Raw genomic sequence first — 23,866 nt, forward strand, 5'->3', positions numbered from 1 at the left:
CCCAATTGCTCGACCCTGCTCAACGCTGCGCGACGTCGCGCAGTTTTGTGCAGTTTTGCTTAAGCCAGCTTCGCCGCGATCGCCTGACCGACCTCGGTCGTGCTCGCCTTGCCGCCGAGGTCGCCGGTATGCGGACCTTCGACCAGCGTCGCTTCGATCGCCGCCAGAATCGCGTCGTGCGCCTCGCGTTCGCGGCCCTCGTGATGGCCGAGGAAGTCGAGCATCATCGCCGCCGACCAGATCATCGCGATCGGGTTGGCGATGTTCTTGCCGGCGATATCCGGCGCCGAGCCGTGCACCGGTTCGAACAGCGAAGGAAACTTGCGATCGGGATTCAGGTTGCCCGAGGGCGCGAGGCCGATCGTGCCGGTGCAGGCCGGACCGAGATCGGACAGGATGTCGCCGAACAGGTTGGTCGCCACCACCACGTCGAAGCGATCCGGGTTCAGCACGAAACGTGCGCAGAGAATGTCGATGTGCTGCTTGTCCCACGTCACGTCCGGGTACTGCGCCGCGATACCGGCCGCGCACTTGTCCCACCACGGCATGCTGATCGCGATGCCGTTGCTCTTCGTCGCGACGGTGATTTTTTTGCGCTCGCGCCGCTGGGCAAGATCGAACGCGAATTTCAGCACGCGCTCGCTGCCGTGCCGCGTGAACACGGATTCCTGCAACACGAACTCGCGCTCTGTGCCTTCGAACATCACGCCGCCCACCGACGAATATTCGCCTTCGGTGTTCTCGCGCACGATCCAGAAATCGATGTCGCCGGCCTTGCGCCCGGCGAGCGGCGAAGGCACGCCGGCAAAGAGACGGGCGGGGCGCAGGTTGATGTACTGATCGAACTCGCGCCGGAACTTGAGCAGCGAACCCCACAGCGAGACGTGGTCGGGCACCGTGTCGGGCCAGCCGACCGCGCCGAACAGAATCGCGTCGGCGGATTGCAATTGGGCTTTCCAGTCGTCCGGCATCATCTGGCCGTGCTTCGCGTAGTACTCGCAGCTCGCCCATTCGATGTGCTGGTACGCCATTTCGATGCCGAAGCGCTTGCCGACGATGTCCAGCACGCGGATGGCTTCCGGCATCACTTCGACACCGATGCCGTCGCCGGGGATGACTGCGATGCGATATTTCTTCGACATGTTCCTGCTCCTCCATGGGGCTTTCTACGTTTCGACAGCGGCTATTTTATTCCTGCTATTTGAGCTTAAAATGGTCGCTTTAGTTAAGCCACTGTGCACGATCCGTGTACAAACAAAATAGCCTATGAATGCCGTCTCATCACCCGATCTCGGCGATTTGCGCGTGTTTTGCGAGGTGGCGCGCAAATCGAGTTTCAGCGCGGCGGCCGAGGCTTTGTCGGTGTCGGCGGCGTACGTCAGCAAGAGAATCAACGTGCTCGAGACGACACTCGGCACGAAACTGCTGCACCGTTCCACGCGGCGAGTCGCGATCACGGAGGCGGGCGAGCGGGTCTACACGTGGGCCGAAAAAATTCTCGACGACGTCGAGCAGCTCGTGGAAGACGTCTCCACCACCCGCCGCATTCCGGCCGGCAAGTTGCGCATCTCCAGCAGTTTCGGCTTTGGCCGCCGCTTCGTGGCGCCCGCGCTCGCCCGTTTCTCGGACCGCTTTCCGCAACTGAGCGTGCGGCTGGATCTGTTCGACCGCCTCGTCGACGTGGGCGCCGAGGGCTTCGACCTCGATATCCGGATCGGCGACGAAATCGCCGCGCATCTGATAGCGAAGCGGCTCGCGTCGAATCACCGGGTATTGTGCGCGTCGCCCGATTACCTCGCGCGGCACGGCACGCCGCGGCAACTCGCCGACCTGTCGTCGCACGCCTGTCTGGCGATCAAGGAGCGCGATCATCCATTCGGTCTCTGGCGTCTGACCACGCGTGGCGAGACGGTGTCGATCAAGGTTACCGGGCCGTTGTCCACCAATCACGGCGAAGTGGCCGTGCAATGGGCGTTGGCCGGCCGCGGGATCGTGCTGCGCTCGATGTGGGACGTGCGGCCGCTGCTTGAAAGCGGCCAGTTGCAGCAGATTCTTCCCGACGTGACCCAACCCGCGAACCTGTGGGCGGTGTATCCGGCGCGGCTCGCGCAATCGGCGAAGGTGCGGGTGTGTGTCGACTTTCTGAGCGAGGAATTCGCGCATTGGAGTCCGCCGTCCGAAACAACGCCGAACGGCGGCGGGCCAGGCGGCCTGGAGGCGAAAGGCCGCGCCATAGCGGTTGCAACTGAACCCGGTCAGATTTCCAGACGGTAACCTACGCCATACACTGACGCGATCGGCTCGCTGTCCGGCCGCGCTCCCTGCAGCTTGCGACGCAGGTTCTTGATATGGCTGTCGATGGTGCGGTCGGTGACCACCCGGTGATCCGCGTAGAGATGACTCAGCAAATAGTCGCGAGAAAAGATGCGCCCCGGCGATTTCATCAGTAGCGCGAGGAGCCGCAATTCAAGAGGCGTGAGCTTGAGCTCCTTGCCGTCGAGTAAAGCATGATGAAACTGCTCGTCGACTTCGAGCCCGCGTGGCGCCTGGGTCAAACCGTCCATAGCCACGGCGGCAGGCAACGCGCGGCGCAGGATCGCCTTGACGCGCGCCACCACTTCGCGTGGGCTGAATGGCTTGCAGACGTAATCGTCGGCGCCGATCTCGAGACCCAGCAGACGGTCGATTTCGTCGATGCGCGCAGTCAGGATAATGACGGGCAACGCCGAAAATTGCCGTAGCTCGCGGCAGATGTCCATGCCGCTGCGCCCGGGCAGCATGAGATCGAGCAGCATCAGCGCTGGCGGCGTCGAGCGGATGAATGGCATCACGTTATGGCCGTCGTCGAGGGTCGTGGTGCTGAAGCCGTCGAGGTGCAGATAAGCTTCGAGTACGGCGGCGAGTTTGGGTTCATCCTCGACGATCAGGATGTGCGAAGCGCGCCCTTCGGTCATGATGTCAGCCTCCTTCCGGCGGAAAGCGGGCAGTGATCCAGACGCCGCCCAGAGGCGAGGCTTTGGCGTCGATCGTGCCGCCGTGCGCCGTCACAATAGCGCGGCACAGCGCGAGGCCCAGACCCGCGCCGCCGCTCTGCCGGCTGCGTGATTCGTCCACGCGATAGAAGCGGTCGAATAGATTGTCGAGCGCGGCCTCGGGCACACCGGGCAGCGAGTCCTGCACGTCAAGTTGCCAACCGCCGGCGCTCTGCGAAAGCGACACGCGTACGTGGCCGTCCGGATCGGTATAACGCAACGAATTTTGCAGCAGGTTTTTCAGTAATTGAACGAAACGTGCGGAGTCGACCGCGAACGTTGTGCTGGCGATTTCCGGCATGCAGCTCAGGTCGAGCGCAATTCGTTTTGCCTTGAACGACTCCCGCATGGCTTCGATCGAAGCCCGCGCCAGCTGCCCGACCTGGGTTGGCGTTTTGCGATAACTGAGTGCGCCGACATCGCTCAGGGACAGCTCGTATAAATCCTCTATGAGCTTGTTGAGCATGTTCACTTCGGTTTGCAGTGAAGTGAGCGAATCGCGGTCGAATACATGCACACCGTCTTCTATGGCTTCCAGCTCGCCGCGCAGCACCGCGAGCGGCGTGCGCAACTCATGTGAAATATCGGCAATGAAATCGCGCCGGGAGCGCTCGGCTTTCTGAAGCGAATCGGCCAATACGTTGAAGTCGCACGCAAGCCTGCCAAGCTCGTCGCGTCTGCCGGCCGGCACCCGTGTCGTGTAGTCTCCGCCAGCAAGGCGGTGGGTCGCGTTCATCAGGCGCCTGATCGGCGCGAGAACGATGCGCGCAAGCACCAGCGCGACTAGCGCCGCGAGCACGACAGCAACGCCTGCGATTTCCCAGGTCGCGCGCGCCTGCTGCGCCTGGAATGCGATGTCGGCCGCGTCCGAAAGGGTGTCGGGCCCGTTCGCGGCGAGCCAGCCCACGAGCTTGCCGTTATAGACGACGGGTCGCATCGGGCTGCCGGGCGGCGCAGGCTGGCCGCTGCTCGCCACGAGTTCGCGGCTGGCGTCGTAGAGTGTGACGGGCGGACCCTCGGGCGGCGTGCCACGGCTCGTGCCGTCATGCGACGGGGACGGAGGGGGAGGGCGTTCATAGTTGTTGTCGCCGCCCGCGACGCCGCTCGCGGACACACGGTCGCGCTCCATCATGATGCCCGGATTGGACGGCGGCGGAGCCGGCGGCAGGCGCATGCCCCAGTGCGGTCCTTCAGACGGGCCGGAGAGCGGCCCGAGCAGTTGCTGAACGCTTCCGCTGCCGGGGAAAGTTTTCCAGCCCGGCAGCTTGCCCAACTGCGCTGCGGCGAGTTCTTCGCGCAGGGCGTCGTGTGCGGCGCCGTCCAGCAGCGCGAGCCATGCATCGGGGTGCTCCCGCAGGAAATTCCAGTTGCCGTGAGCGGCGTATTCCGCCGTCACTTTCGCCATGACGGCTTTGATGCGCCCGGAGTTGCGCTCTCGCACATAGTGCAGGAAACCGTTTTCGAAGCTCACGCGCACGGCGTAGCCCATCGTGACGGAAATGGCCAGGCAGGCGACCAATACCGCGAGGAACATTTTCCAGGTAATGCCAAAGCGCACCTTCATTCGCCGTTGCCGCGCGTGAGAGAGCATGGTCCTGAAAGGGCGGCTCGGACGAGTGCGGATAGTTTCGCTTTGCATGGCCGGATTCTAGATGAATGCTGCGTCGATCCGCACTTGCCGGCGAATCTCCATAACTTCTCCTTCCTTTCTTCGTCGTGTCTGCGCGATGTCTGGATACGATGGCGTGGCAGTTTTACGGTGGCCTGACAAAGAGGCCATGTCCTGTGGTCAATTCCGTCAGTGGAGCATTCCCATGCAAGTCTCCTCACCTGTGAACCGCGTCGTGTCACGCGGTTTCCGGCCCGGCCGAAACACAGTCACCGCTGCCAGAACTCGCGGCGAAGCTGAAAGCGGTGTTAGCGCGCCACGGGTTACGGACGCGGTGAAGATACGCGGCTGCCGCGTTTCTGCGCCGCTCATCCAACCATGGGGCGAGTGCTGCCGGATCGTCGAGTGGATCGATCGCAATGGCGAGTACTCTTGTATTGCCGTGCGAGGCGCCGCTACCGCGGCGGAGATCAGGGAGCGCGTGCGTATGCACCGCAACGGCCGGCGTCACACCCTGACGGACGACTCCAGCACGCCTGCGGACCGCGTGCGTCTGCGGCGCGCCTGAGCGCTGCTGAACCGGTTTCATTTATGCGCATCCTCATACTCGTGCTGGCCGCCGCGTCGATCTGTTGCCCTGCGATCCGCCATGGTTTGCGCATGGACGGCATCGATGCTTTCACTCGCGACAATGGCAGCGTTTTCGACGGCGTCGCGGATGATCTGAACGCGTGCACGGCGAGAGCCCACACTGCGTCGGGGTTCAGGCCAATCGTTGCGGCGGATTTCCACTACGGGCTCGGCGGTCTCCTGGCTGCGACCCGTGACCCGTATGCCGACTATTTCGATGTGATCGACGCCGCGATCACGTTGCCTTTGACACGGCTAGCGGTGGCGGAAGATCGGAAATAGCGCCGCTGAGAACGCGGCTGAATGGTGCGTATGACGCCCACGGTCCTCATGCAATGAGCGCGGGCATTCAAGATCAGAATGAGTGCGCTAGTTGTGGTTCTGCGAGAACAGCGTTTCGAGCGGGTAGTGACTCTTCACGAACGGCGACTTGATGATCACGTAGCTGAAGTACTTTTCGATGCCGATATCGCGCTCCAGCAAGCCTTCGATGATGCTCTGATAGTGGCTCACGCTGCGCGTGACGAACTTCAGCAGATAGTCGTAGCCGCCGCTCGCCAGATGACACTCGACGATCTCGTCGACGTCGCGGATCGCGTTGACGAACTTGATGAAGTCTTCCCGCCGATGATCGGCAAGCGTCACTTCGGTAAACACGATCTGCACGTCGCCGAGCTTTTCGAGCTGGATCTGCGCACCGTAGCCGATGATGTAGCCGGCCTTCTCCAGACGCTTGACCCGAATCAGGCAAGGACTGGGCGAAAGGCCGACGGCGTCGGCAAGCTCGACGTTGGTTATGCGGCCTTTCTTCTGCAACTGTGAAAGTATGCGCAGGTCAATCCGGTCCAGCTTGCAGTCGCTGCTCATCGTAACGTTATCGCTCCGGCGATGGATGAAGGGGTCGAAGGGCCCTCTACTCTAGCACGCAGCGGCATGGCTTTTGTCCCTGAGCGCGGCCCGGACATCGGCTTGCGCGAGTACGTCGTCGAGGGTTTTTTCGAGTCGCTCGAACATCAGATCGAACTCCGCCTCGGTGTACGACAGCGCCGGTGCAAAGCCGAGAATATTGTCGCCAAACGCGCGGAAGATCAGGCGGTTTTCATACGCGGCGGCGGCGATCCGGTCGGACAGTTTCAACGCAGAAGCGAAGCCCGCTTTGCTGTCCTTATCCGCGACCAGTTCGAGCGCGCCAAGCAGGCCGCGGTGACGCGAGTCGCCGACCAGCGGATGCGCGAGCAGCGCATCCAGGCCGCGGGCGAAACGCGGGGCGCGCGCCACGCCGTTGGCGAGCAGGCCGCCCTCGTGATACAGGCGCATCACCTCGAGGCCGATCGCCGCGCTGACCGGATGCGCGGAGTACGTGTGGCCGTGACCGACGATCGCTTCGGCGTCGCCTTCGGCGATGCCCTGGTAGATTTCGTCAGACATCAACACCGCGCCCATCGGCGCATAGCCGGCGGTCAGTCCTTTCGCCACGGTCATCAGATCCGGTTCGACGTGTTCGGCCTGGCACGCGAACAGCGGACCGGTGCGGCCGAAGCCGGTGATGACTTCGTCGGCGACGAACAGGATGCCGAGCTTGCGGCAGGCATCGCGCATCGCTTTCAGCCAGCCGACCGGCGGCACGATCACGCCGCCCGAGCCCTGAATCGGTTCGCAGAAGAAGGCCGCGACATGATCCGCGCCCAGTTGCGCGACCTTCGCTTCGAGTGCGGCGACCGAAGCGGCGATCAGCGCGGCGTCGTCGGCGAAATCGTTGCGGTACGCGTACGGCGACGGCAGATGATGCTGGGTCGGCAGCGGCAGATCGAAATTCCGATGGAACGCGGGCAACGCGGTGAGCCCCGCGCCCATCGACGATGAGCCGTGGTAGCCGCGCTGCAATGCGATGATGTGTTTCTTCGACGGCCGCCCCGTCGCGTTGAAGTAATGCGTGATGAAACGGATGGCGGAGTCGACTGCATCCGAGCCGCCGAGCGTGAAGTAAACGTGCTGCAACGAAGCGGGCGATGCCTCGACCAGCTTTTCCGCCAGTTCGATGGCCGGCGCCGAGCCGAAATGAAAATAGCCGGTCGCGTAGGGCAGTTTCTTCATCTGCTCGGTGGCGGCCTCGACGATGCTCTGCTGGCCATAACCCACGTTCACGCACCACAGGCCGGAGAACGCGTCGAGCAGTTCGTTGCCGGCCGCGTCGCGCAGAAACGCGCCGCTGGCGGAGTCGAGAACGGTGACGCCGCGAGCCTCGTGCGCGCGGTAGTTGATGACCGGGTGAATCAGATGCTTGCGGTCGGCTTCGATGAGCGAATGAATCGGCATAGTGGTTTCTCGTCGCGGAAAGGGGCTGTTGACCGTTCCATACTACTGACCTGCGACGAGTGCCCGCTCATCTAAACAATTGTCTGAAAAGCGCGCGCGACGCGTTTTGCTGCACGTGCTTAGCATTTTCTGCTGCGGACGCTGAAAAGCGGATGCGGCCCGGCCATGCCGCGCTCGAAGTCTCCTCAATATCCCTTCAATATCCCTTCAATATCCTTGAGTCCGGTCGATCTGACCGATCATCGGCAGACCGGCGCGATGCCGGCGCAGATTCTCCAGCACCACGTCGACGGCCGTTTCGGGGCGCGTGGCGCTGGCGATATGCGGCGTGATCCGCACGCGCGGATGGGTCCACAGCGGATGGCCGGCGGGCAAGGGCTCGGGGTCGGTCACGTCGAGAACCGCGTTGTGCAAGTGGCCGCTGTCCAGCGCCGCCAGCAGATCCTGCTGATTCAGATGCGGACCGCGTCCGGTCTGGATCAGCGACGCGCCGCGCGGCAGCTTCGCGAACAGCTTTGCGTCGAGCAGGCCGCGGGTGGCGGGCGTCAGCGGCAGCAGGCAGATCAGAATATCGGTACGGGCGAGAAACCCAGCGAGCGCGTCTTCGCCTGCATGGCAATCGACCCCTTCGATCTCGCGCGCCGAGCGGCTCCATCCAGAGCAGGCGAAGCCGAACAGGCGCAGCCGTTCCAGCACCGCGGTGCCGAGCACACCCAATCCCAGCACGCCGATCCGGCGCTCGCCGGCCGGCTTCACCGGCTGTTCCCGCCAGACCTGCTGCTGTTGCTGAAGACCGTAGTCGAACAGATCGCGATGAATCGTCAGCACGGCCTGCGTGACGTATTCCACCATGCCTTCGACAATCCCCGGTTCGATCATCCGCACGACCGGCACATGAGCCGGCACGCCCGACAGATCGAACTGATCGATGCCGGCCCCGACCGAAAACACGACTTCGAGATTCGGGAAGATGCGCGTGGGGTCTGCGGGCGGCTGCCAGGCGGCGAGGTAGCGGATCGCGGCCGGGTCGCCGAGATCCGGCCAGATGTGGAACGGCAAATCGGGTGCTTTTTGCGCGAACAGCCTGGCCCATTGCGCGCCGCGCGCCGGGTCGGCTTTATAGAGGAAGGCCATGGTGAATCAGCAGAGCGCCTGATTGATGATGCCGAACTGCAGATAAGGCGCGTCCTCGCCGGCTGCGTGGGTGGCGTTGGCTGCGTTGGCTGCACCGGTCGAATTAGCCGCGCCGTCCGGCGCCGCATGGCGGACCATTTTCACGACCGTATCCACGCGCGGCAGCCCCAGCTGTTCCAGCCATTCAGTCAGACCGCTCTCGCCCGGCGTATCGATCCGCACGAATACGCCTTCGTTGAGCGCGAGCCAGTGGCTGATCAGCGCCTTGGCGCGGCTCGAGTCCGCCGACCCGGGCGCGACCACTGGTCCGATCGCAAACCCCCGCCCGAAGCGGCGAAACAGGGCGAAGCCGACCAGTTCGCCGTCGCGGTCGAGCGCGATGCCGTCGGCGCAGCTCAACAGCGCGGGCAACACTTCGCCGCGGTCGAGGCCGCTCGCCTGCGACGCCAGTTCCACGAGCCGCGCCGTGTCGCTCGAACCGAGCGGGCGCAGACGCTCGCCCGGCGGCAGAGAAACGAGGGGCGGCTGGAACGCCGCGCCCTGATGCTGATCGAGCGTGCCGACTGCGCGAAAGCCCAGCTTCTCATACAGCGGCTGACCCGCGGCGGTCGCGTGCAGGAACGTGACCCGGCCGCCGAGTTCCTCCAGCACCCGCTCCATCAGCTTTTTGCCGATGCCGCGCCCTTGCTGCGCGGGCGACACGATCACCATGCCGAGCGAGGCCCGGTCCGCGCCGAACTTCCAGCACAGCGCCGTGCCGATTACGCCGTTCGAGTCTTCCGCGGCGAAACCGATGCCGAGCTGCGCGACGAATCTCCAGTCGTCCGCGCGATGCGGCCATTTCAACTCGACCGTCAGCGCGTGAGCGGCGGCGATATCGTCGTTGGTGAAGCGTCTGTAGGTAATCGGTTCGGACACGCCGTACTCCCTGAATGGCTGAAGACTTACGCCGTCACTTTGTCATCCGGCGCGCAGCGTGACTAGGACGATCTTTTTATCACGGCCGTTCGCAAGCCCCGCGGCGAAGTTCGACGCAAAACGCCTGGTCCGGGCGTCCAGAACAAGCGTGATCTGCTGAACGGGGATTTTTGTCGGCGACATATGCCGCGCGCGTGGCCCTACGATTTCGTCATGCCGGCGGCGCCGTTCAGGCGCACTGCCCGAGGCCATCAGCAAGCCACTCAGGAAACCTTTCTCATGGACAGTTTCAATCCGGACGACGTCGCGGTTCGCAGCGGGCACTTCATCGGCGGCCAGTATGTCGACGAAGGTGTCGACGCAGGCGGGCGCAGCGGCGAGCGCCGTATCGAGGTGGCGCGCCCCTCGGACGGCGTGATCTACGCCTCCGTGCCGCTCGCCGGCGCGGCGATGGTGGATCGCGCGGTGGAGAATGCGTGGCAGGCGTTCAGGAGCAGCGGCTGGGCGCGGATGGCGCCGCGCGAACGCGCGAAGATCCTGCGCCGTTTCGCCGATCTGGTCGAAGCCGATGCGATGACCCTGGGCCGTCTGGAAGCGCTCGGCTCGACCCGCCCGATCGCTCAGGCGATCGGCTGGGACGTGCCGTTCACCGCCGAAGGCATCCGCTTCTACGCGGAGTTCGCCGACAAGCTGGGCGGCGACGTGGCCGCGACCGATCACGATCACCTCGGCATGACGATCGCCGAACCGTACGGCGTGATCGGCGCGATCGCACCGTGGAATTTTCCGCTCGTGATGGCGTCATGGAAGATCGCGCCCGCGCTGGCGGCGGGCAACGCCGTCGTGCTCAAGCCGTCCGAGATGACGCCGTTTTCGGCTCTGCGGCTCGCCGAACTGGCGGTGAAGGCAGGCGTGCCGGCCGGCATCTTCAACGTGGTGCAGGGCGACGGACGAGTCACCGGCGACGAGCTGGTGCGCCATCCGAAGGTCAGCAAGGTCACCTTCACCGGCTCCACGCGCACGGGCGCCGCGATCATGGCGGCCTGCGCCGGCAGCGGCACGAAGCCGGTCACGCTCGAGCTGGGCGGCAAGAGTCCGCAGATCGTGTTCGCCGACGCCCCGCGGCTCGACGACGTGGCGCGCCGCATCGCCGGCGCGATCACCGGCAACGCCGGACAGGTCTGCGTGGCGGGCTCGCGGCTGCTGGTCGAGCGAAGCCTCGCGGAACCGCTGGCCGAGCGCATCGGCAAGATCTTCGCCGAACTGAAGCCTGGCGCGACGTGGTCCACCGGCACCACGCTCTCGCCGATCATTTCCGCGCCGCAGGCGGCGCGCATCGAAGGCATTGTCGGGCGCACCCTGGAAGCGGGCGCGACGCTGCGCTTTGGCGGCGTGCGGGCCGACGGCGGCGCTGGTGCGGCGGGTGCGGCGGGTGCGTTTGCTGGCGCGTTCTATACGCCGACGCTGCTCACGGACGTCACGGCCCACTCCGAGGCCGTGCGCGAGGAAGTGTTCGGCCCGGTGCTGACGCTGCAAACCTTCGACACTGAAGAAGAAGCGCTCGCGCTCGCCCAGCATCCCGAGTACGGGCTCGCTGCGGGCGTGCATACAGCCGACCTTGGCCGCGCGCTGCGCTTCGTGCGCGGCCTCGAAGCCGGCACGGTGTGGGTCAACCGCTACGGCCGCACCTCCGACTTCATGATCCCCACGGGCGGTTACAAGCGCTCGGGCATCGGCAAGGATCTCGGCCGCCAGGCTTATGAGGCGAATCTGCGGTTCAAGAGCGTGCTGATCGATCTGCGGCCCTGAAGCCTGCCCTGAGCGCGGTCCCGAGCAGACCAGCGGGCCAGTATCGGCGGGGCTTTCCGCCCGGTCGCCGCAGACTCTGCTGTGCGACGGCCTCAAAACGAACGTTTTGTGTCACCGGCGGCGCCCGAATCAGGAACATCTATGTTTTTGCGCTGATTAAATCTTTTACAGGAATGAGCTTTCCCTGTCGACCGCAGTTAGCGCTTTAGCGCTTACTGCGGTCCCATGCAACGCTGTCGATCGGAGTTGGCGCTTTGGCGCTTACTGCGGTCCCATGCAACGCTGTCGATCGGAGTTGGTGCTTTGGCACTTACTCCGATCCCATGCAAGATAGTTGCCGTTTTCGCCACTGAACTCGCCGCGAGTTCATCCCAACGATAAGGACTGACACCATGATCGAATTCGAACCGAAATACATCACCTTCGATTGCTACGGCACGCTCACGAAATTCCGCATGGCCGACATGACCCGCGAAATGTTCGGCAACGTGCTGCAGGGCGAAGACCTCGAGAAGCTCGTCGCGTTCTATGCGGGCTATCGCCGCGACGAAGTGCTCGGCGCATGGAAGCCGTATCGCGACGTAGTGGTCAACGCGTTGCGCCGTGCCTGCAAGCGCATGAATGTCGAGTTCGATGAAGTGGAAGCCGAGAAGATCTACACGACGGTGCCGACCTGGGGTCCGCATCCGGACGTGCCGGAAGGCCTGTCGCGGCTGGCGAAGAAGTACAAGCTGGTGATCCTGTCGAACGCGTCGAACAACCAGATCCAGAGCAACGTCGACAAGCTCGGCGCGCCGTTTCACGCGGTCTTCACGGCCGAGCAGGCGCAGTCGTACAAGCCGCGCATGCAAGGCTTCGAATACATGTTCGACCAGTTGAACTGCAATCCGGAAGACGTGCTGCACGTGTCGTCGAGCCTGCGCTACGACCTGATGACCGCGCACGATCTGGGTATCAGGCACAAGGCCTTCGTCAAACGCGGCCACGAGCCGTCGACCCCGTACTACCAGTATTACGAGGTCAACGACATTCCGCATCTCGCGTCGGAACTCGGCCTGTAAGCGCGGTTTGTGCGCGTTGTTCGCACGCGGTTTGCGCGCGGTTTGCACGCATTGCCCGGAAGCCGTTTGCACAAGCCGTTTGCCCATTCACCGCCTCGCTCATTGCCCAACCCAAGGACAGACCGGATGAAGCTCGACTCCTATTGGCTCGATACCGCGCCGCCGCTGCTCTCGGCGTGTGAAGGTCCGGTCGACAGCCAGGCCGATGTGGTCGTGATCGGCGGCGGCTTCACCGGGCTGTCGGCGGCTCAGGCGCTCGGGCGGCGCGGCGCCTCGGTGACGGTGCTCGACGCCGGGCGCATCGGCGGCGGCGCGTCCGGGCGTAACGGCGGGCAGGTCAATACCGGCGTCGCGCAGGACTTCGTCGCGCTGGTCGCGCAACTCGGCGTGGAGCGGGCGAGCGCCTGTTATCGGGCGTATGCGGATGCGGTCGACACCGTCGAGCGTCTGATTCGCGAAGAAAACATCGATTGCAATTATGCGGCCACCGGCAAGCTGAAACTGGCGTCGAAGCCGCACCACTTGGCGCATCTGGAGAAGACCGCGGAGCTGATCCGGCGCGAAGTCGATACGGATATCGAACTGATCGGCCGTGAGCGGATTCGCAGCGAAATCCAGTCGGACAGCTTCCATGGCGGATTGCTGCAGCGGCATGGCGGGCAGATGCACATGGGCAAGTTCACGGTCGGTCTCGCCGATGCCGCCGTGCGCCGCGGCGCGAAGCTCTACGAGAACGCCGCGGTCTCCGCGATCGTGAAGGACGGTGGCGGCTACCGCGTCACCTCGGCGCGCGGCGAAGTGCGCGCGAAGCAGGTGCTGATCGCCACCGGACCGTCGCGGCATGGTCCGTTCGGCTGGTACCGGCGGCGTCTCGCACCGGTCGGTTCGTTCATCGTCGTGACGGAACCGCTGCCGCCGGAACTGCTGGCGCAGGTGTTCCCGAACCGGCGCGCGTACACCACCACGCGGCTGATGCACAACTACTTCCGCGTGACGCCCGATGCACGCCTGCTGTTCGGCGGCCGGGCGCGTTTCACGGCGTCCGAGCGGCCGTCCGACGCGAAGAGCGGGCGGATTCTGCAGCAAGGCCTCGCCGGGATGTTCCCGATGCTGGCGAACGCCCGCATCGACTATTGCTGGGGCGGTCTGGTGGACATGACCGCCGACCGGCTGCCGCATGCCGGGCAGCACGACGGTATCTATTTCTCGATCGGTTATAGCGGCCACGGCACGCAGATGTCGACGCACATGGGCCAGGTAATGGCCGACGTGATGGACGGCCACGAGGAGCGCAATCCGTGGCGCGCGTCCGAGTGGCCGGCCATTCCCGGCCACACCGGCAAACCCTGGTTCCTGCCGCTCGTGGGGACGTATTACCGCATCAAAGACATTTTTTACTGAGTCCTCGTTGTTTTATCTGTAAGTCAACACCACGCAAGCATCCCTGCCAACCCTCGCGGAGAATCGTTCGATGAATAAGGAAAACTCGCAACATGGCGCTGTCCAACTCGACACCGGGTTGGAGCAGTTGACGGCCAAAGGCGCCTCGCGGCGCGACGTGCTGCGTGCAATGGCCGCCGCCGGCATGATGTCGATGACAGGCGCCGGCCTGCTCACCGCGAGCGGCGCCGCGTTTGCGCAGGCCAAGCCGAAGCAGGGCGGCAAGATCCGGGTGGCGACGCAGTCCGCGTCCGCAGCCGATACGGTCGATCCCGCGAAGGGCGCGCTCGGCACCGACTACGTCCGTTGCAACATGTTCTACAACGGTCTGACCGAACTCGATTCGCATCTCGGCGCCAAGATGGCGCTCGCGCAATCGCTGGAAACCAGCGACGCGACGGTGTGGGTCGCCAAGCTGCGCACCGGCGTGCAGTTCCACGACGGCAAGTCGCTCACGCCCGCCGACGTGGTGTATTCGATCATGCGGCACAAGGATCCGGCGACCGCCTCGAAAGCGAAGACGCTGGCCGACCAGATCAAGGAAGTGAAGGCGACCGGCCCGAACGAAGTGACGATCACGCTCGAAGGTCCGAACGCCGATCTGCCGGTGATTCTCGCCACCTCGCATTTCCTCATCATCAAGGACGGCACCAAGGACTTCAAGACGGCGGTCGGCACCGGCCCGTTCAAGGTCAAGGAATTCTCGCCGGGCGTGCGCACGGTCGGCGTGAAGAACGAGAAGTACTGGAAGCCGGGCCTGCCGCACCTCGACGAAGTCGAATTGATCGGCATCGGCGACGAATCCGCACGCGTGAACGCATTGCTCTCGGGCGACGTGCAGCTGATCAACGCGGTGAGCCCGCGTTCGACCGCGCAGATCAAGGGCGCCGGCGGTTTCGCCGTGCTGGAGACCAAGACGGGCGAGTACACCGACCTGATTGTCCGCGACGAAGGCGGCATGACCGGCAACGACGATTTTCGTCGAGGCATGATGTACCTGCAGGATCGCGAGCAGATGCGCCGCGCGATCTTCCAGGGCTACGGCGCGATCGGCAACGACCAGCCGATCGATCCGACCAACAAGTACTACCTGGCCGGTTTGCCGCAGCGCACTTTCGATCCGGACAAGGCGAAGTTCCATTTCCAGAAGGCCAAGATCGGCAGCACGCCGATCCAGATCTTCGCGTCGCCGGCGGCGGAAGGATCGGTTGAAATGGCGATGTTCCTGCAGCAGGTGGCGCCGCAGGCCGGTCTGAATCTGCAGGTGTCGCGCGTGCCGTCCGACGGCTACTGGTCGAACCACTGGATGAAGCATCCGCTGGGTTTCGGCAATATCAACGCGCGTCCGAGCGCCGACGTGATCTTCACCCAGTTCTTCAAGTCCGACGCGCCGTGGAACGAAGCGAACTGGAAGAGCCCGAAGTTCGATCAGATGCTGGTCGCGGCCCGCGGCGAACCGGACGACGCCAAGCGCAAGAAGATCTACGGCGACATGCAGGTGCTGGTGCATGAAAGCGGCGGCGTCGGCATTCCGCTGTTCCAGAGCTCGCTCGATGCGTACACGGCGAAGCTCAAGGGCCTCGGCTCGATCCCGCTCGCGGGTCTGATGGGTTTCATGTTCGCGGAAAACGTCTGGCTCGACGCCTGAGCTTTGACGCCTGAGCTGCATGAAGGAAGGGTTTCCAGTCTGACGAACTGGAAAGTCAAACCCGGCAACACGCACGCCGCTTTTGCCGGCGTGCGGTTTTAACCGCAACTATCTTGCATGGGACCAGAGTAAGTGCTTTGCATGGGACCGGAGTAACGCGCTAAAGCGCGAACTCCAGTCGACAGCTGAAGCGCTAACTCTGGTCGACATAGGAGGCGACTCTCGATGAAAGCACACGCGCAACGACTCATCGCCGCGCGCCTCGGCCTCGCGCTGCTTACGCTGCTGCTGGTCTCAGCCGTCGTGTTCGCCATCACCGGCCTGCTTCCCGGCGACGCCGCCCAACAGGCGCTCGGCCAGGCGGCGACGCCCGAAGCCGTGGCGGCCTTGCGGCATCAGTTCGGACTCGACCAGCCGGCGTTGCAGCGCTACTTCGAGTGGCTCGTGCATATTGTCAGCGGCAACTTCGGCACTTCGATGTCGAACAACCTGCCGGTCAGCCAGTTGATCGCCACACGCCTGCCCAACTCGCTGGTGCTGGCCGGTCTGACGGCGCTGGTCTCGGTGCCGGTCGCGTTGCTGATCGGTATCTCGTCGGCGATGTTCCGCGGCTCGCTGCTCGACCGCGTGCTCAATGTGCTGACGCTGTCGACGGTCGCCGTGCCGGAGTTCCTGATCGCGACGATCGCCGTGCTGATCTTCGCCGTCAAGCTGCGCTGGCTGCCCGCGCTCTCGTATCTGTCGGAAGTGCACTCGTTCGGCGCGCTGCTGCGGATCTACGCGATGCCCGTGATGACGCTGTGCTGCGTGATCGTCGCGCAGATGGCGCGCATGACGCGCGCCGCGGTGCTCGATCAGCTCAATTCGTCGTATGTCGAAATGGCCGTGCTCAAGGGCGCCTCGCCGGTGCGCGTGGTGCTGCGGCATGTGCTGCCGAACACCATCGGCCCGATCGCCAATGCGGTGGCGTTGAGCCTGTCGTATCTGTTCGGCGGCGTGGTGATCGTCGAGTCGATCTTCAACTATCCCGGTCTCGCGAGCCTGATGGTCGACGCCGTCACGAACCGCGACATGCCGCTCGTGCAGGGATGCGTGATGGTGTTCTGCGCGGCGTATCTCGCGCTCGTGCTGATCGCGGACCTGTGTCAAATCGTATCCAACCCGAGGCTGCGTCAATGATGAGCCGACCCACCCACCCCCACGTTCCTCACGCCGGCACGGAACTGTACGACGTGAGCCGCGACGAGCTCGTCGTCGAGCCGCCGGCAGCAGCGTCGGCAGCCGCGCCGGCAGCGCCGAAACAAGGCGCGTTGCAACGGCTGGTTCACCGCTTCTCCGTGCTGGGCCTGATCGGCCTCACGCTGGTCGCCTTCTGGCTGATCGTCGCGTTCATCGGGCCGCTGGTCGCGCCTTACAAGGGCGGCGCGCTGACCTCGACGGAAATTTTCGGCTCCTACAGCGCGGCTTATCCGCTCGGCACCGACTATCTCGGCCGCGACATGCTGAGCCGGATTCTCTATGGCGCGCGCTACACGGTCGGCCTCGCGCTGGCGGCGGCCGTTCTCGCCAGCGTGATCGGCACGTTTTTCGGTCTGCTGGCGGCCGTGTCCACACGCTGGGTCGACGAGATCCTGAGCCGCCTGTTCGACGCGCTCATTTCGATTCCGAGCAAGGTCCTCGCGCTGGTCGTGGTCGCCGCGTTCGGTTCGTCGATCCCGATGCTGACGACCGTCGCCGCGCTCGCCTATATTCCAGGCGCCTTCCGGATTTCGCGCTCGCTCGCGGTGAACCTGATGGGCCTCGAATACGTGCAGGTGGCGCGAGCGCGCGGCGAGGGCATTTTCTACATCGCGCGCGTCGAAGTGCTGCCGAACATGATCCATCCGATGCTCGCCGATTTCGGCCTGCGCTTCGTGTTCATCGTCCTGCTGCTCAGCGGACTGAGTTTCCTCGGCCTCGGTGTGCAACCGCCGAACGCGGACTGGGGTTCGCTCGTGCGCGAGAACATCGGCGGCTTGTCCGAGGGTGCGCCTGCCGTACTGATGCCGGCCGTCGCGATCGCGACGCTGACCATCGGCATGAATCTGCTGATCGACAACCTGCGGCGCCGTGGCCGTGGTCAAGGAGGTGCGTGATGGCGGCTCACGACATGATTGAAGTGAAGGGCCTGCGGGTCGTCGCGGGTGCGGCGCCGGGTCCGGTGACCGAGATCGTCAAGGGTGTCGATTTTTCGGTGAAGAAGGGCGAAGTGCTCGCGCTGATCGGCGAGTCCGGCTCGGGCAAGACGACCATCGCGCTGTCGCTGCTCGGTTATGCGCGCGCCGGCTGCTCGATCAGCGGCGGCTCGGTGCGGGTCGGCGATGTGGACGTGCTGTCGCTCGACGCGAACGGCCGTCGCGCGTTGCGGGCGCGGACCGTCGCGTATGTCGCGCAGAGCGCGTCGGCCGGCTTCAATCCGGCGCGCACGATCATGGACCAGGTCACCGAGCCGGCCTTGCTGCATCGGCTGATGACGAAAGAGGCGGCGCGCGCCAAGGCGGTCGGCCTGTTCCGCGCGCTCGCGCTGCCCGCGCCGGAGACGATCGGCGCCCGCTATCCGCACCAGGTGTCGGGCGGCCAGTTGCAGCGGCTGATGGCCGCGATGGCGCTGATTACCGATCCGGCCGTCGTCGTGTTCGACGAGCCGACCACCGCGCTCGACGTCACCACGCAGATCGAAGTGCTCGCGGCGTTCAAGAAAGTGGTTCGCGAACTCGGCACGACCGCCGTGTATGTGTCGCACGACCTTGCGGTGGTCGCGCAAATGGCGGACCGGATCGTCGTGTTGAACGGCGGCGCGGTGAAGGAAAACGGCGCGGTCGCGCAAGTGCTCGACGCACCCGTGGATGCGTACACGCGCCAGCTGCTCGCCGCGACGCGCCGCCCGGAAATGGAATTCGACACGCTCGCCGACAAGACCGGCCGCGTGCTGCCGCCGCTGCTGGAAATTCGCGGCCTCGCGGCGGGTTATGGACGGCTCGACAGCAAAGGCGTGCCCGCGGTGCGGGTGCTCGACGACGTCAGCCTGTCGATCCCGCGCGGCAGCACGCTCGGCGTGATCGGCGAATCCGGCTCGGGCAAGACGACGCTGGCGCGGGTGGTGGCAGGTCTGGTCGACCGTGCGCGCGGCGAGGTGCTGTTCAACGGCAAGCCGTTGCCGGCGCAACTGTCGCAGCGCACGCCGGAGCAATACCGGCAGATCCAGATCGTGTTCCAGAACGCCGACACCGCGCTGAACCCAAGTCATTCGATCGCCGATATCCTCGGCCGGCCGCTCGCCTTTTATCACCGTCTGAGTGGTTCCGCCGCGAACAAACGCATGCTGGAGCTGCTCGATCTGGTCAAGCTGCCGGCGTCGGTCGCCACGCGCACGCCTGCCGGACTGTCCGGCGGTCAGAAGCAGCGCGTGAACCTGGCGCGCGCGCTCGCCGCCGATCCCGCGTTGATCCTGTGCGACGAAGTCACCTCCGCGCTCGATACGGTCGTCGGCGCGGCGATCCTCGACCTGCTGGGCGAATTGCGGCGCGAACTCGGCGTGTCGTACATGTTCATCAGCCACGATATCTCGACTGTGCGCGCGATCTGCGACGAAGTGATCGTGCTGTACGCGGGGCATCGCGTGGAAGCCGGGCAGCGCGACGTGCTCGCGGCGCCGCCGTACCACCCGTACACGGAGCTGCTGGTCGATTCCGTGCCCGCGCTGAAGCCAGGCTGGCTCGACGCGCGCCGCGAGATCGGCGCTGCCGCCTTGCCGCCGCTCGGGCCGGGCGCCGACATCCCGGAGTTGTGCGCGTTCCGCGCGCGCTGTCCGGTGCGCATCGACGGGATGTGCAATATGACGCCGCCGTCGCTGAAGAGGCTGCCTTCGGGCGCGGAGATTCTTTGTCACTATCCGGCGGCTGAATTGAACCGTTTGCAGAGCGTAGAGGCGACCCTGGCATGAGCGGACGATTTGTGCGGGTCGCGGAGACCGGCCGCAAGACCTTCCCGATCACGGTGGACGGCGTCGTGCAGCAGGCCGCCGAGGGCGACACGCTGATGGTCGCGCTGCTGACCGGCGTGACGGCGTTGCGCGATTCGGAATTCGGCGACGGCCGCCGCGCCGGTTTCTGCCTGATGGGCGCCTGCCAGGACTGCTGGGTCTGGACCGCGCAAGGCGAGCGGGTTCGTGCCTGCAGTACGCCGGCCGCGCCGGGCATGTCGATCGTCACGAAGCTGGCCGAGGCCGGGGAGGGCGTATGGCCCCGCGGGTAGTCGTCATCGGGACCGGCCCGGCGGGTGTGCGCGCCGCCCAGGCACTGGTCGAAGCGGGCCTGCGGCCCACCGTTATCGACGAAGGGCAGCGCGACGGCGGGCAGATCTACCGGCGGCAACCGGAAGGTTTTTCGCGCAGCTACGAGACGCTCTACGGCACCGAGGCGGCGCGCGCCGCGGCGCTGCATCAGAGCTTCGATGCGCTCAAGGGCAAGCTCGACTATCTGCCGGAGACGCTGGTCTGGAATATCACACCGAACACGGTGCATCTGGTGAGCGGTACGCAGTACCGGACGCTGGCGTTCGATGCGCTGATAGTTTGCAGCGGCGCGACGGACCGGCTGATGCCGGTCAAGGGCTGGCATCTGGCCGGCGCTTACAGCCTGGGCGGCGCGCAGGTCGCGCTGAAATCGCAGGGCTGCGCGATCGGCGCGCGCACCGTGATGATGGGCAGCGGCCCGCTGCTGTATCTCGTCGCCGCGCAATACGTGAAGGCTGGCGCGCAGGTGGCCGCGGTGCTCGATACGTCGACGTTCATGCAGCGTGTTGCCGCGCTGCCCCGGCTGCTGGCGATTCCCTCCGCGCTCAGAAAGGGCATTGCGTTGACGCGCGTACTGGCGCAGGCGCGCGTGCCGGTTTATCGCGGCGTGCGGCCGGTCGAAATCAAGGGTTCGCCGCAACAGGGCGTGAGCGGCGTCGAAGTCGCGTTGCCCGGCGGCGAGCGTTTCGAGGTCGCGTGCGAGGCGGTCGCGCTCGGTTATCACCTGCGTCCCGAAACGCAGCTGGCGGACCTCGCGGGTTGCCGGTTTCTGTTCGATGAGCGTACCCAGCAATGGCTGCCGCAAATCGACGCGGACGGCCGCAGCAGCCTGACGGGCATCTACCTGGCGGGCGATGGCGCACGGGTTCGCGGCGCGGACGCCGCCGAACGCTCGGGCCGCCTCGCGGCGCTCGCGGCGATGCACGATCACGGCATGCGGGTCGAGGGCGTCGAGCGTTTGCGCGCCGAACTGGCCCGCTTCACGCGCTTCGCCGCGGGTTTGCGGGAAGCCTTTCCGTGGCCGGCGAAATTCGCCGCGTCGCTTCCGGACGAAACGATCATCTGCCGTTGCGAGGCGATTACCGCGGGCGAATTGCGGCGCGTCGTGCGCGAAACCGGCGCGCAGGAGGCCAACCGCGCGAAGGCGTTTTCGCGCGTCGGCATGGGCCGCTGCCAGGGACGCTATTGCGGCCACGCCGGCGCTGAGGTGATCGCGGCGGCGGCGTCGGTGCCGTTGTCCTCGGTCGGACGGCTGCGCGGGCAAGCGCCTGTCAAGCCGCTGCCCGTGGCGCTGGTCGAGGAGGCGGGCGAATGAGCGCCATGAACACGACGAGAGCGACGAGCGCGACGAACGCCATGAACACGACGAACGCGACGAACGCAACCGAAGCCGATGTGATCGTGATTGGCGGCGGCATCATGGGGACGAGCACCGCGTTCTTTCTGCGTCAGCGCAACCGTTCGGTGATCCTGCTCGAGCGCGGACTCACCGGGCAGCAGGCGAGCGGCGTGAACTTCGGCGGGATTCGCCGGCAAGGCCGCGCGCTGCCGCAACTGGCGATGGCGAACCGCGCGCTGCGGACCTGGCAGCGCTCCGCGGAGCTGCTAGGCGAGGACATCGAGTTCCTGCCGTCGGGCCATACGCGCGTGTGCTACCACCAGAAGGACGTGGAGAATTTCGACCAGTACGCGATCGACGCGCGCGCCCATGGTCTCGAACTCGAAGTGCTGCACGGCGAAGCCATGTTCCGGCGCTTTCCGTTCCTCGGGCGCGAGGTGCTGGCGGCATCGATTTCGCCGCTCGACGGCCACGCGAACCCGCGTCTCGCCGCGCCGGCGTTCGGCCGGGCCGCCGCGCGTCTGGGGGCGCGGATCGTGGAGAACACCGAGATCGTCCGGGTCGACAAGGACGGCGACCGCTTTCGCGTGGAGAGTGCGCGCGGCGACGTCTATCGCGCAGCGCAACTCGTGATCTGCGCGGGCGCCTGGGCGAACCGGCTCTCCGAGCAGTTCGGCGAAGCGGTGCCGCTGACCGCGAGCGGGCCGCAGATGGCCGTCACGGAGCCGGTGCCGTACGTGTTCAGGTCGTCGATGGGCGTCTTCACGTCCGTGAAGGAAGAGAGCATCTATTTCCGCCAGATTCCGCGCGGCAACATCATTCTCGGCGGCGGTCCCGGCGGCCCGGCGGATGCCGTCACTTCGCGCGCTTCGGTCGTGCCGCGCAACACCGTGCGGCAACTGGCGCAACTGCGCCGCCTCGTGCCCGCGATCGCGCCGCTGCACGTGATTCGCGTGTGGAGCGGGGTGGAGAGCTATCTGCCCGACGGCGAGCCGGTGATCGGACCCAGCAGCAAGGTGGACGGTCTGTATTACGCGTTCGGTTTCTGCGGCTCGGGTTTCCAGATCGGCCCGGGCGTAGGCGAGACGCTCGCTGAACTCGTCGATACAGGCAGTACGCCGATTCCGCTCGACGCGTTTGCCATCGCGCGTTTTGCGAAGCATCCGGCCACCCGTTCCGAGGCCGCGACGTCATGAAACAGTCCATCGCGCTCAGCGCGGCCCGGGCATTTATCGAAGCGCATTTCGCGGAGCCGGTGACGCTCGCGCAGCTAGCCGAGCTGTCCGCGCTCAGCGTTTCGCGGTTTGCGACCGTGTTTCGCCAGCAGTATGGGTCGTCGCCGTACCGGTATCTGTGCGGGCTGCGGATTCAGCGCGCGCAGACGCTATTGCTCGAAGGCGTGCCCGGGTCCGTCGTCGCGACCGAGGTCGGCTTCTTCGACCAGAGCCATTTCGGCCGCCATTTCAAACGATGCTGCGGCATGACGCCCAGCATGTTTATCGAGCGCGCGGCAGCGAACGCGGCGACGCATGGCGGCAAGCAACTGTCCGCTTCTTCTTTGTCCGCCACGAAGCGAGCGGCGAGGGTGGAGGCGTCCGCAACCTTGCTGAACGCCGAACGTTCAGCCGAGCACCAGTCCGGCTTTTTTTAGCGCGGCGCGGATGCCGAGCGCCGGGTGCGTGCGATCGACCGTGCGTATATCCGCCCGCGTTTCTTCGATGATCCAGTCGCGCAAGCTTGCCACGACCGGCCGCATCGGTCGATTGGGCGGCGACACGACGCAGAAGCGCCGGCTGGTCACGATGATTTCGTTTTCGGCCGGCACCAGCGCGCCTTCGCACAGCCAGTGCGCCACCACGTTGAGCCAGCCGAGCGCGATGCCCTGGCCGAGCAGCGCGGCCTGCACGACGATCGCGTAGTCGTTGAAACCCAGCATGTTGGCCGCCCGCCGCCGATGTTCCGCGAACGCCGTGAAGCGCTCGTGCCAGCCGCGTTCTTCGTCGTCCATGACGATCACCGTGTCGCCTCTTTCGCGGCCGGCTTCCTGCTGCATCTGCGCGTAATAGCGTTGGTTGCAGATTGGCAGCAGCGTCTCAGGCATCACGAGCGCGCTGTTGGCGTCGAATTCTTCTTCCCTCAGGAAACGCATGCCGAGATCGACGTCGACGAGCGGACCGCCGATGCGCCCTGAAATAAGCTGAAAACGCAGATCGATCGACGGGAACGCCTGCTTGAGGCGGTTCAGCCGCGGCATCAGCCAGTGCGTGGTAAACGCCGTGGATACCGAGAGCGTGACGGCTTCCACACCGGTGGCGCGCACTTCGATTTCGCGCAGCGCGTCTTCTATTCCGCCGAACCCCTCGCTGATCTTGCGGTAGAGAATCCTGCCGTTTTCCGTCAGTTCAATCCCGCCGCGCACCCGCTCGAACAATTGCACGCCGAGATGATCTTCCATGCGCGCGAGCATTCTGCTGACGGCCGGCTGACTGACATATAACTCCTGCGCCGCGCGCGTGAAATTGCCACAACGGGCGGCGGCTTCGAACACGAACAAGGCATTCGCGCTGGGTAGTTTTCGACGGAGATTCGGCATAACT

At 65.2% G+C, this 23,866-nt stretch carries 22 protein-coding genes; 14 read left to right on the plus strand and 8 right to left on the minus strand.

Features of this window, described 5'->3' with window-relative positions; all coding sequences use genetic code 11:
- Nucleotides 1-59: 59 nt before the first annotated feature.
- Complete coding sequence (locus tag AC07WT_RS28070; RefSeq protein WP_494949446.1) at nt 60-1,142, minus strand: tartrate dehydrogenase; 1,083 nt, start codon at nt 1,140-1,142, stop codon at nt 60-62.
- A gap of 124 nt (nt 1,143-1,266) precedes the next feature.
- On the opposite strand from AC07WT_RS28070, the gene AC07WT_RS28075 reads away from it, so the two are divergent.
- The gene (locus AC07WT_RS28075; RefSeq protein WP_494949447.1) at nt 1,267-2,274 is read left to right on the plus strand and encodes a LysR substrate-binding domain-containing protein; all 1,008 of its coding nucleotides are present in this window, start codon (nt 1,267-1,269) and stop codon (nt 2,272-2,274) included.
- Here the strand turns inward: AC07WT_RS28075 and AC07WT_RS28080 are convergent.
- Together AC07WT_RS28080 and AC07WT_RS28085 are read right to left on the minus strand one after the other, a co-directional pair.
- Nucleotides 2,256-2,954, minus strand: coding sequence for a response regulator (locus tag AC07WT_RS28080; RefSeq protein ID WP_494949448.1), 699 nt, complete (start codon nt 2,952-2,954; stop codon nt 2,256-2,258). The genes AC07WT_RS28075 and AC07WT_RS28080 overlap by 19 nt on opposite strands.
- 4 nt (nt 2,955-2,958) lie before the next feature.
- A complete protein-coding gene (locus AC07WT_RS28085; protein WP_494949449.1) occupies nt 2,959-4,596 on the minus strand; it encodes an ATP-binding protein in 1,638 nt (545 codons plus the stop codon).
- A 379-nt stretch (nt 4,597-4,975) separates the two neighbouring features.
- Between AC07WT_RS28085 and AC07WT_RS28090 the strand changes: the two genes are divergently transcribed.
- Both AC07WT_RS28090 and AC07WT_RS28095 read left to right on the plus strand, forming a co-directional pair.
- Nucleotides 4,976-5,209: a DUF2866 domain-containing protein gene (locus tag AC07WT_RS28090; protein WP_492592392.1), complete on the plus strand. Its 234-nt coding sequence runs from the start codon at nt 4,976-4,978 to the stop codon at nt 5,207-5,209.
- Nucleotides 5,210-5,232: 23 nt separating this feature from the next.
- Nucleotides 5,233-5,553, plus strand: a complete 321-nt coding sequence (locus AC07WT_RS28095) for a hypothetical protein (protein ID WP_494949450.1) — start codon at nt 5,233-5,235, stop codon at nt 5,551-5,553.
- A gap of 87 nt (nt 5,554-5,640) precedes the next feature.
- On the opposite strand, the gene AC07WT_RS28100 is transcribed toward AC07WT_RS28095, so the two are convergent.
- The 4 genes from AC07WT_RS28100 to AC07WT_RS28115 all read right to left on the minus strand — a co-directional run bounded on the left by AC07WT_RS28100 (nt 5,641) and on the right by AC07WT_RS28115 (nt 9,639).
- On the minus strand, nt 5,641-6,138 hold the full coding sequence (locus tag AC07WT_RS28100; protein ID WP_492592328.1) for an Lrp/AsnC family transcriptional regulator: 498 nt from the start codon (nt 6,136-6,138) through the stop codon (nt 5,641-5,643).
- 51 nt (nt 6,139-6,189) lie between these two features.
- Entirely contained in the window at nt 6,190-7,587 is a 1,398-nt protein-coding gene (locus AC07WT_RS28105; protein ID WP_494949451.1) for an aspartate aminotransferase family protein, read from the minus strand.
- Between the two features lie 207 nt (nt 7,588-7,794).
- Entirely contained in the window at nt 7,795-8,721 is a 927-nt protein-coding gene (locus tag AC07WT_RS28110; protein WP_494949452.1) for a 2-hydroxyacid dehydrogenase, read from the minus strand.
- 6 nt (nt 8,722-8,727) lie between these two features.
- Entirely contained in the window at nt 8,728-9,639 is a 912-nt protein-coding gene (locus tag AC07WT_RS28115) for a GNAT family N-acetyltransferase (RefSeq protein WP_494949453.1), read from the minus strand.
- 279 nt (nt 9,640-9,918) lie between these two features.
- Between AC07WT_RS28115 and AC07WT_RS28120 the strand changes: the two genes are divergently transcribed.
- The 11 genes from AC07WT_RS28120 to AC07WT_RS28170 all read left to right on the plus strand — a co-directional run bounded on the left by AC07WT_RS28120 (nt 9,919) and on the right by AC07WT_RS28170 (nt 22,920).
- The gene (locus tag AC07WT_RS28120) at nt 9,919-11,448 is read left to right on the plus strand and encodes an aldehyde dehydrogenase family protein (RefSeq protein ID WP_494949454.1); all 1,530 of its coding nucleotides are present in this window, start codon (nt 9,919-9,921) and stop codon (nt 11,446-11,448) included.
- 392 nt (nt 11,449-11,840) lie between these two features.
- Nucleotides 11,841-12,509: a haloacid dehalogenase type II gene (locus tag AC07WT_RS28125; protein WP_492592323.1), complete on the plus strand. Its 669-nt coding sequence runs from the start codon at nt 11,841-11,843 to the stop codon at nt 12,507-12,509.
- 126 nt (nt 12,510-12,635) lie between these two features.
- Nucleotides 12,636-13,910, plus strand: coding sequence for an NAD(P)/FAD-dependent oxidoreductase (locus AC07WT_RS28130; protein WP_494949455.1), 1,275 nt, complete (start codon nt 12,636-12,638; stop codon nt 13,908-13,910).
- Nucleotides 13,911-13,980: 70 nt separating this feature from the next.
- A complete protein-coding gene (locus tag AC07WT_RS28135) occupies nt 13,981-15,597 on the plus strand; it encodes an ABC transporter substrate-binding protein (protein ID WP_494949456.1) in 1,617 nt (538 codons plus the stop codon).
- Between the two features lie 225 nt (nt 15,598-15,822).
- Nucleotides 15,823-16,776, plus strand: a complete 954-nt coding sequence (locus AC07WT_RS28140; RefSeq protein WP_494949457.1) for an ABC transporter permease — start codon at nt 15,823-15,825, stop codon at nt 16,774-16,776.
- Nucleotides 16,773-17,732: an ABC transporter permease gene (locus tag AC07WT_RS28145; RefSeq protein WP_492592319.1), complete on the plus strand. Its 960-nt coding sequence runs from the start codon at nt 16,773-16,775 to the stop codon at nt 17,730-17,732. The genes AC07WT_RS28140 and AC07WT_RS28145 overlap by 4 nt, the downstream gene beginning before the upstream one ends.
- Nucleotides 17,732-19,579: an ABC transporter ATP-binding protein gene (locus tag AC07WT_RS28150; protein WP_494949458.1), complete on the plus strand. Its 1,848-nt coding sequence runs from the start codon at nt 17,732-17,734 to the stop codon at nt 19,577-19,579. The genes AC07WT_RS28145 and AC07WT_RS28150 overlap by 1 nt, the downstream gene beginning before the upstream one ends.
- On the plus strand, nt 19,576-19,890 hold the full coding sequence (locus AC07WT_RS28155; RefSeq protein WP_494949459.1) for a (2Fe-2S)-binding protein: 315 nt from the start codon (nt 19,576-19,578) through the stop codon (nt 19,888-19,890). The genes AC07WT_RS28150 and AC07WT_RS28155 overlap by 4 nt, the downstream gene beginning before the upstream one ends.
- Nucleotides 19,875-21,245 carry an FAD/NAD(P)-dependent oxidoreductase gene (locus AC07WT_RS28160; protein WP_494949460.1) on the plus strand — a complete coding sequence of 457 codons (1,371 nt, stop codon included), beginning with the start codon at nt 19,875-19,877 and terminating at the stop codon, nt 21,243-21,245. The genes AC07WT_RS28155 and AC07WT_RS28160 overlap by 16 nt, the downstream gene beginning before the upstream one ends.
- 41 nt (nt 21,246-21,286) lie before the next feature.
- Nucleotides 21,287-22,465 carry an NAD(P)/FAD-dependent oxidoreductase gene (locus AC07WT_RS28165; protein WP_494951062.1) on the plus strand — a complete coding sequence of 393 codons (1,179 nt, stop codon included), beginning with the start codon at nt 21,287-21,289 and terminating at the stop codon, nt 22,463-22,465.
- Nucleotides 22,462-22,920, plus strand: coding sequence for a helix-turn-helix domain-containing protein (locus AC07WT_RS28170; protein WP_494949461.1), 459 nt, complete (start codon nt 22,462-22,464; stop codon nt 22,918-22,920). Before AC07WT_RS28165 ends, AC07WT_RS28170 begins: the two co-directional genes overlap by 4 nt.
- Here AC07WT_RS28170 and AC07WT_RS28175 read toward each other — a convergent pair.
- Nucleotides 22,891-23,862, minus strand: coding sequence for a LysR family transcriptional regulator (locus AC07WT_RS28175; RefSeq protein ID WP_494949462.1), 972 nt, complete (start codon nt 23,860-23,862; stop codon nt 22,891-22,893). The genes AC07WT_RS28170 and AC07WT_RS28175 overlap by 30 nt on opposite strands.
- Nucleotides 23,863-23,866 lie beyond the last annotated feature (4 nt).

It is taken from the genome of Paraburkholderia sp. GW821-FHT02A12, from assembly GCF_059422005.1.

What these genes read in the sequence shown, in the direction of transcription:
- AC07WT_RS28070 (WP_494949446.1), bottom strand. Translation starts at nt 1,142, where the DNA reads ATGTCGAAGAAATATCGCATCGCAGTCATCCCCGGCGACGGCATCGGT.
- AC07WT_RS28075 (WP_494949447.1), top strand. Translation starts at nt 1,267, where the DNA reads ATGAATGCCGTCTCATCACCCGATCTCGGCGATTTGCGCGTGTTTTGC.
- AC07WT_RS28080 (WP_494949448.1), bottom strand. Translation starts at nt 2,954, where the DNA reads ATGACCGAAGGGCGCGCTTCGCACATCCTGATCGTCGAGGATGAACCC.
- AC07WT_RS28085 (WP_494949449.1), bottom strand. Translation starts at nt 4,596, where the DNA reads ATGAAGGTGCGCTTTGGCATTACCTGGAAAATGTTCCTCGCGGTATTG.
- AC07WT_RS28095 (WP_494949450.1), top strand. Translation starts at nt 5,233, where the DNA reads ATGCGCATCCTCATACTCGTGCTGGCCGCCGCGTCGATCTGTTGCCCT.
- AC07WT_RS28100 (WP_492592328.1), bottom strand. Translation starts at nt 6,138, where the DNA reads ATGAGCAGCGACTGCAAGCTGGACCGGATTGACCTGCGCATACTTTCA.
- AC07WT_RS28105 (WP_494949451.1), bottom strand. Translation starts at nt 7,587, where the DNA reads ATGCCGATTCATTCGCTCATCGAAGCCGACCGCAAGCATCTGATTCAC.
- AC07WT_RS28110 (WP_494949452.1), bottom strand. Translation starts at nt 8,721, where the DNA reads ATGGCCTTCCTCTATAAAGCCGACCCGGCGCGCGGCGCGCAATGGGCC.
- AC07WT_RS28120 (WP_494949454.1), top strand. Translation starts at nt 9,919, where the DNA reads ATGGACAGTTTCAATCCGGACGACGTCGCGGTTCGCAGCGGGCACTTC.
- AC07WT_RS28125 (WP_492592323.1), top strand. Translation starts at nt 11,841, where the DNA reads ATGATCGAATTCGAACCGAAATACATCACCTTCGATTGCTACGGCACG.
- AC07WT_RS28130 (WP_494949455.1), top strand. Translation starts at nt 12,636, where the DNA reads ATGAAGCTCGACTCCTATTGGCTCGATACCGCGCCGCCGCTGCTCTCG.
- AC07WT_RS28135 (WP_494949456.1), top strand. Translation starts at nt 13,981, where the DNA reads ATGAATAAGGAAAACTCGCAACATGGCGCTGTCCAACTCGACACCGGG.
- AC07WT_RS28140 (WP_494949457.1), top strand. Translation starts at nt 15,823, where the DNA reads ATGAAAGCACACGCGCAACGACTCATCGCCGCGCGCCTCGGCCTCGCG.
- AC07WT_RS28145 (WP_492592319.1), top strand. Translation starts at nt 16,773, where the DNA reads ATGATGAGCCGACCCACCCACCCCCACGTTCCTCACGCCGGCACGGAA.
- AC07WT_RS28150 (WP_494949458.1), top strand. Translation starts at nt 17,732, where the DNA reads ATGGCGGCTCACGACATGATTGAAGTGAAGGGCCTGCGGGTCGTCGCG.
- AC07WT_RS28155 (WP_494949459.1), top strand. Translation starts at nt 19,576, where the DNA reads ATGAGCGGACGATTTGTGCGGGTCGCGGAGACCGGCCGCAAGACCTTC.
- AC07WT_RS28160 (WP_494949460.1), top strand. Translation starts at nt 19,875, where the DNA reads ATGGCCCCGCGGGTAGTCGTCATCGGGACCGGCCCGGCGGGTGTGCGC.
- AC07WT_RS28165 (WP_494951062.1), top strand. Translation starts at nt 21,287, where the DNA reads ATGAACACGACGAACGCGACGAACGCAACCGAAGCCGATGTGATCGTG.
- AC07WT_RS28170 (WP_494949461.1), top strand. Translation starts at nt 22,462, where the DNA reads ATGAAACAGTCCATCGCGCTCAGCGCGGCCCGGGCATTTATCGAAGCG.
- AC07WT_RS28175 (WP_494949462.1), bottom strand. Translation starts at nt 23,862, where the DNA reads ATGCCGAATCTCCGTCGAAAACTACCCAGCGCGAATGCCTTGTTCGTG.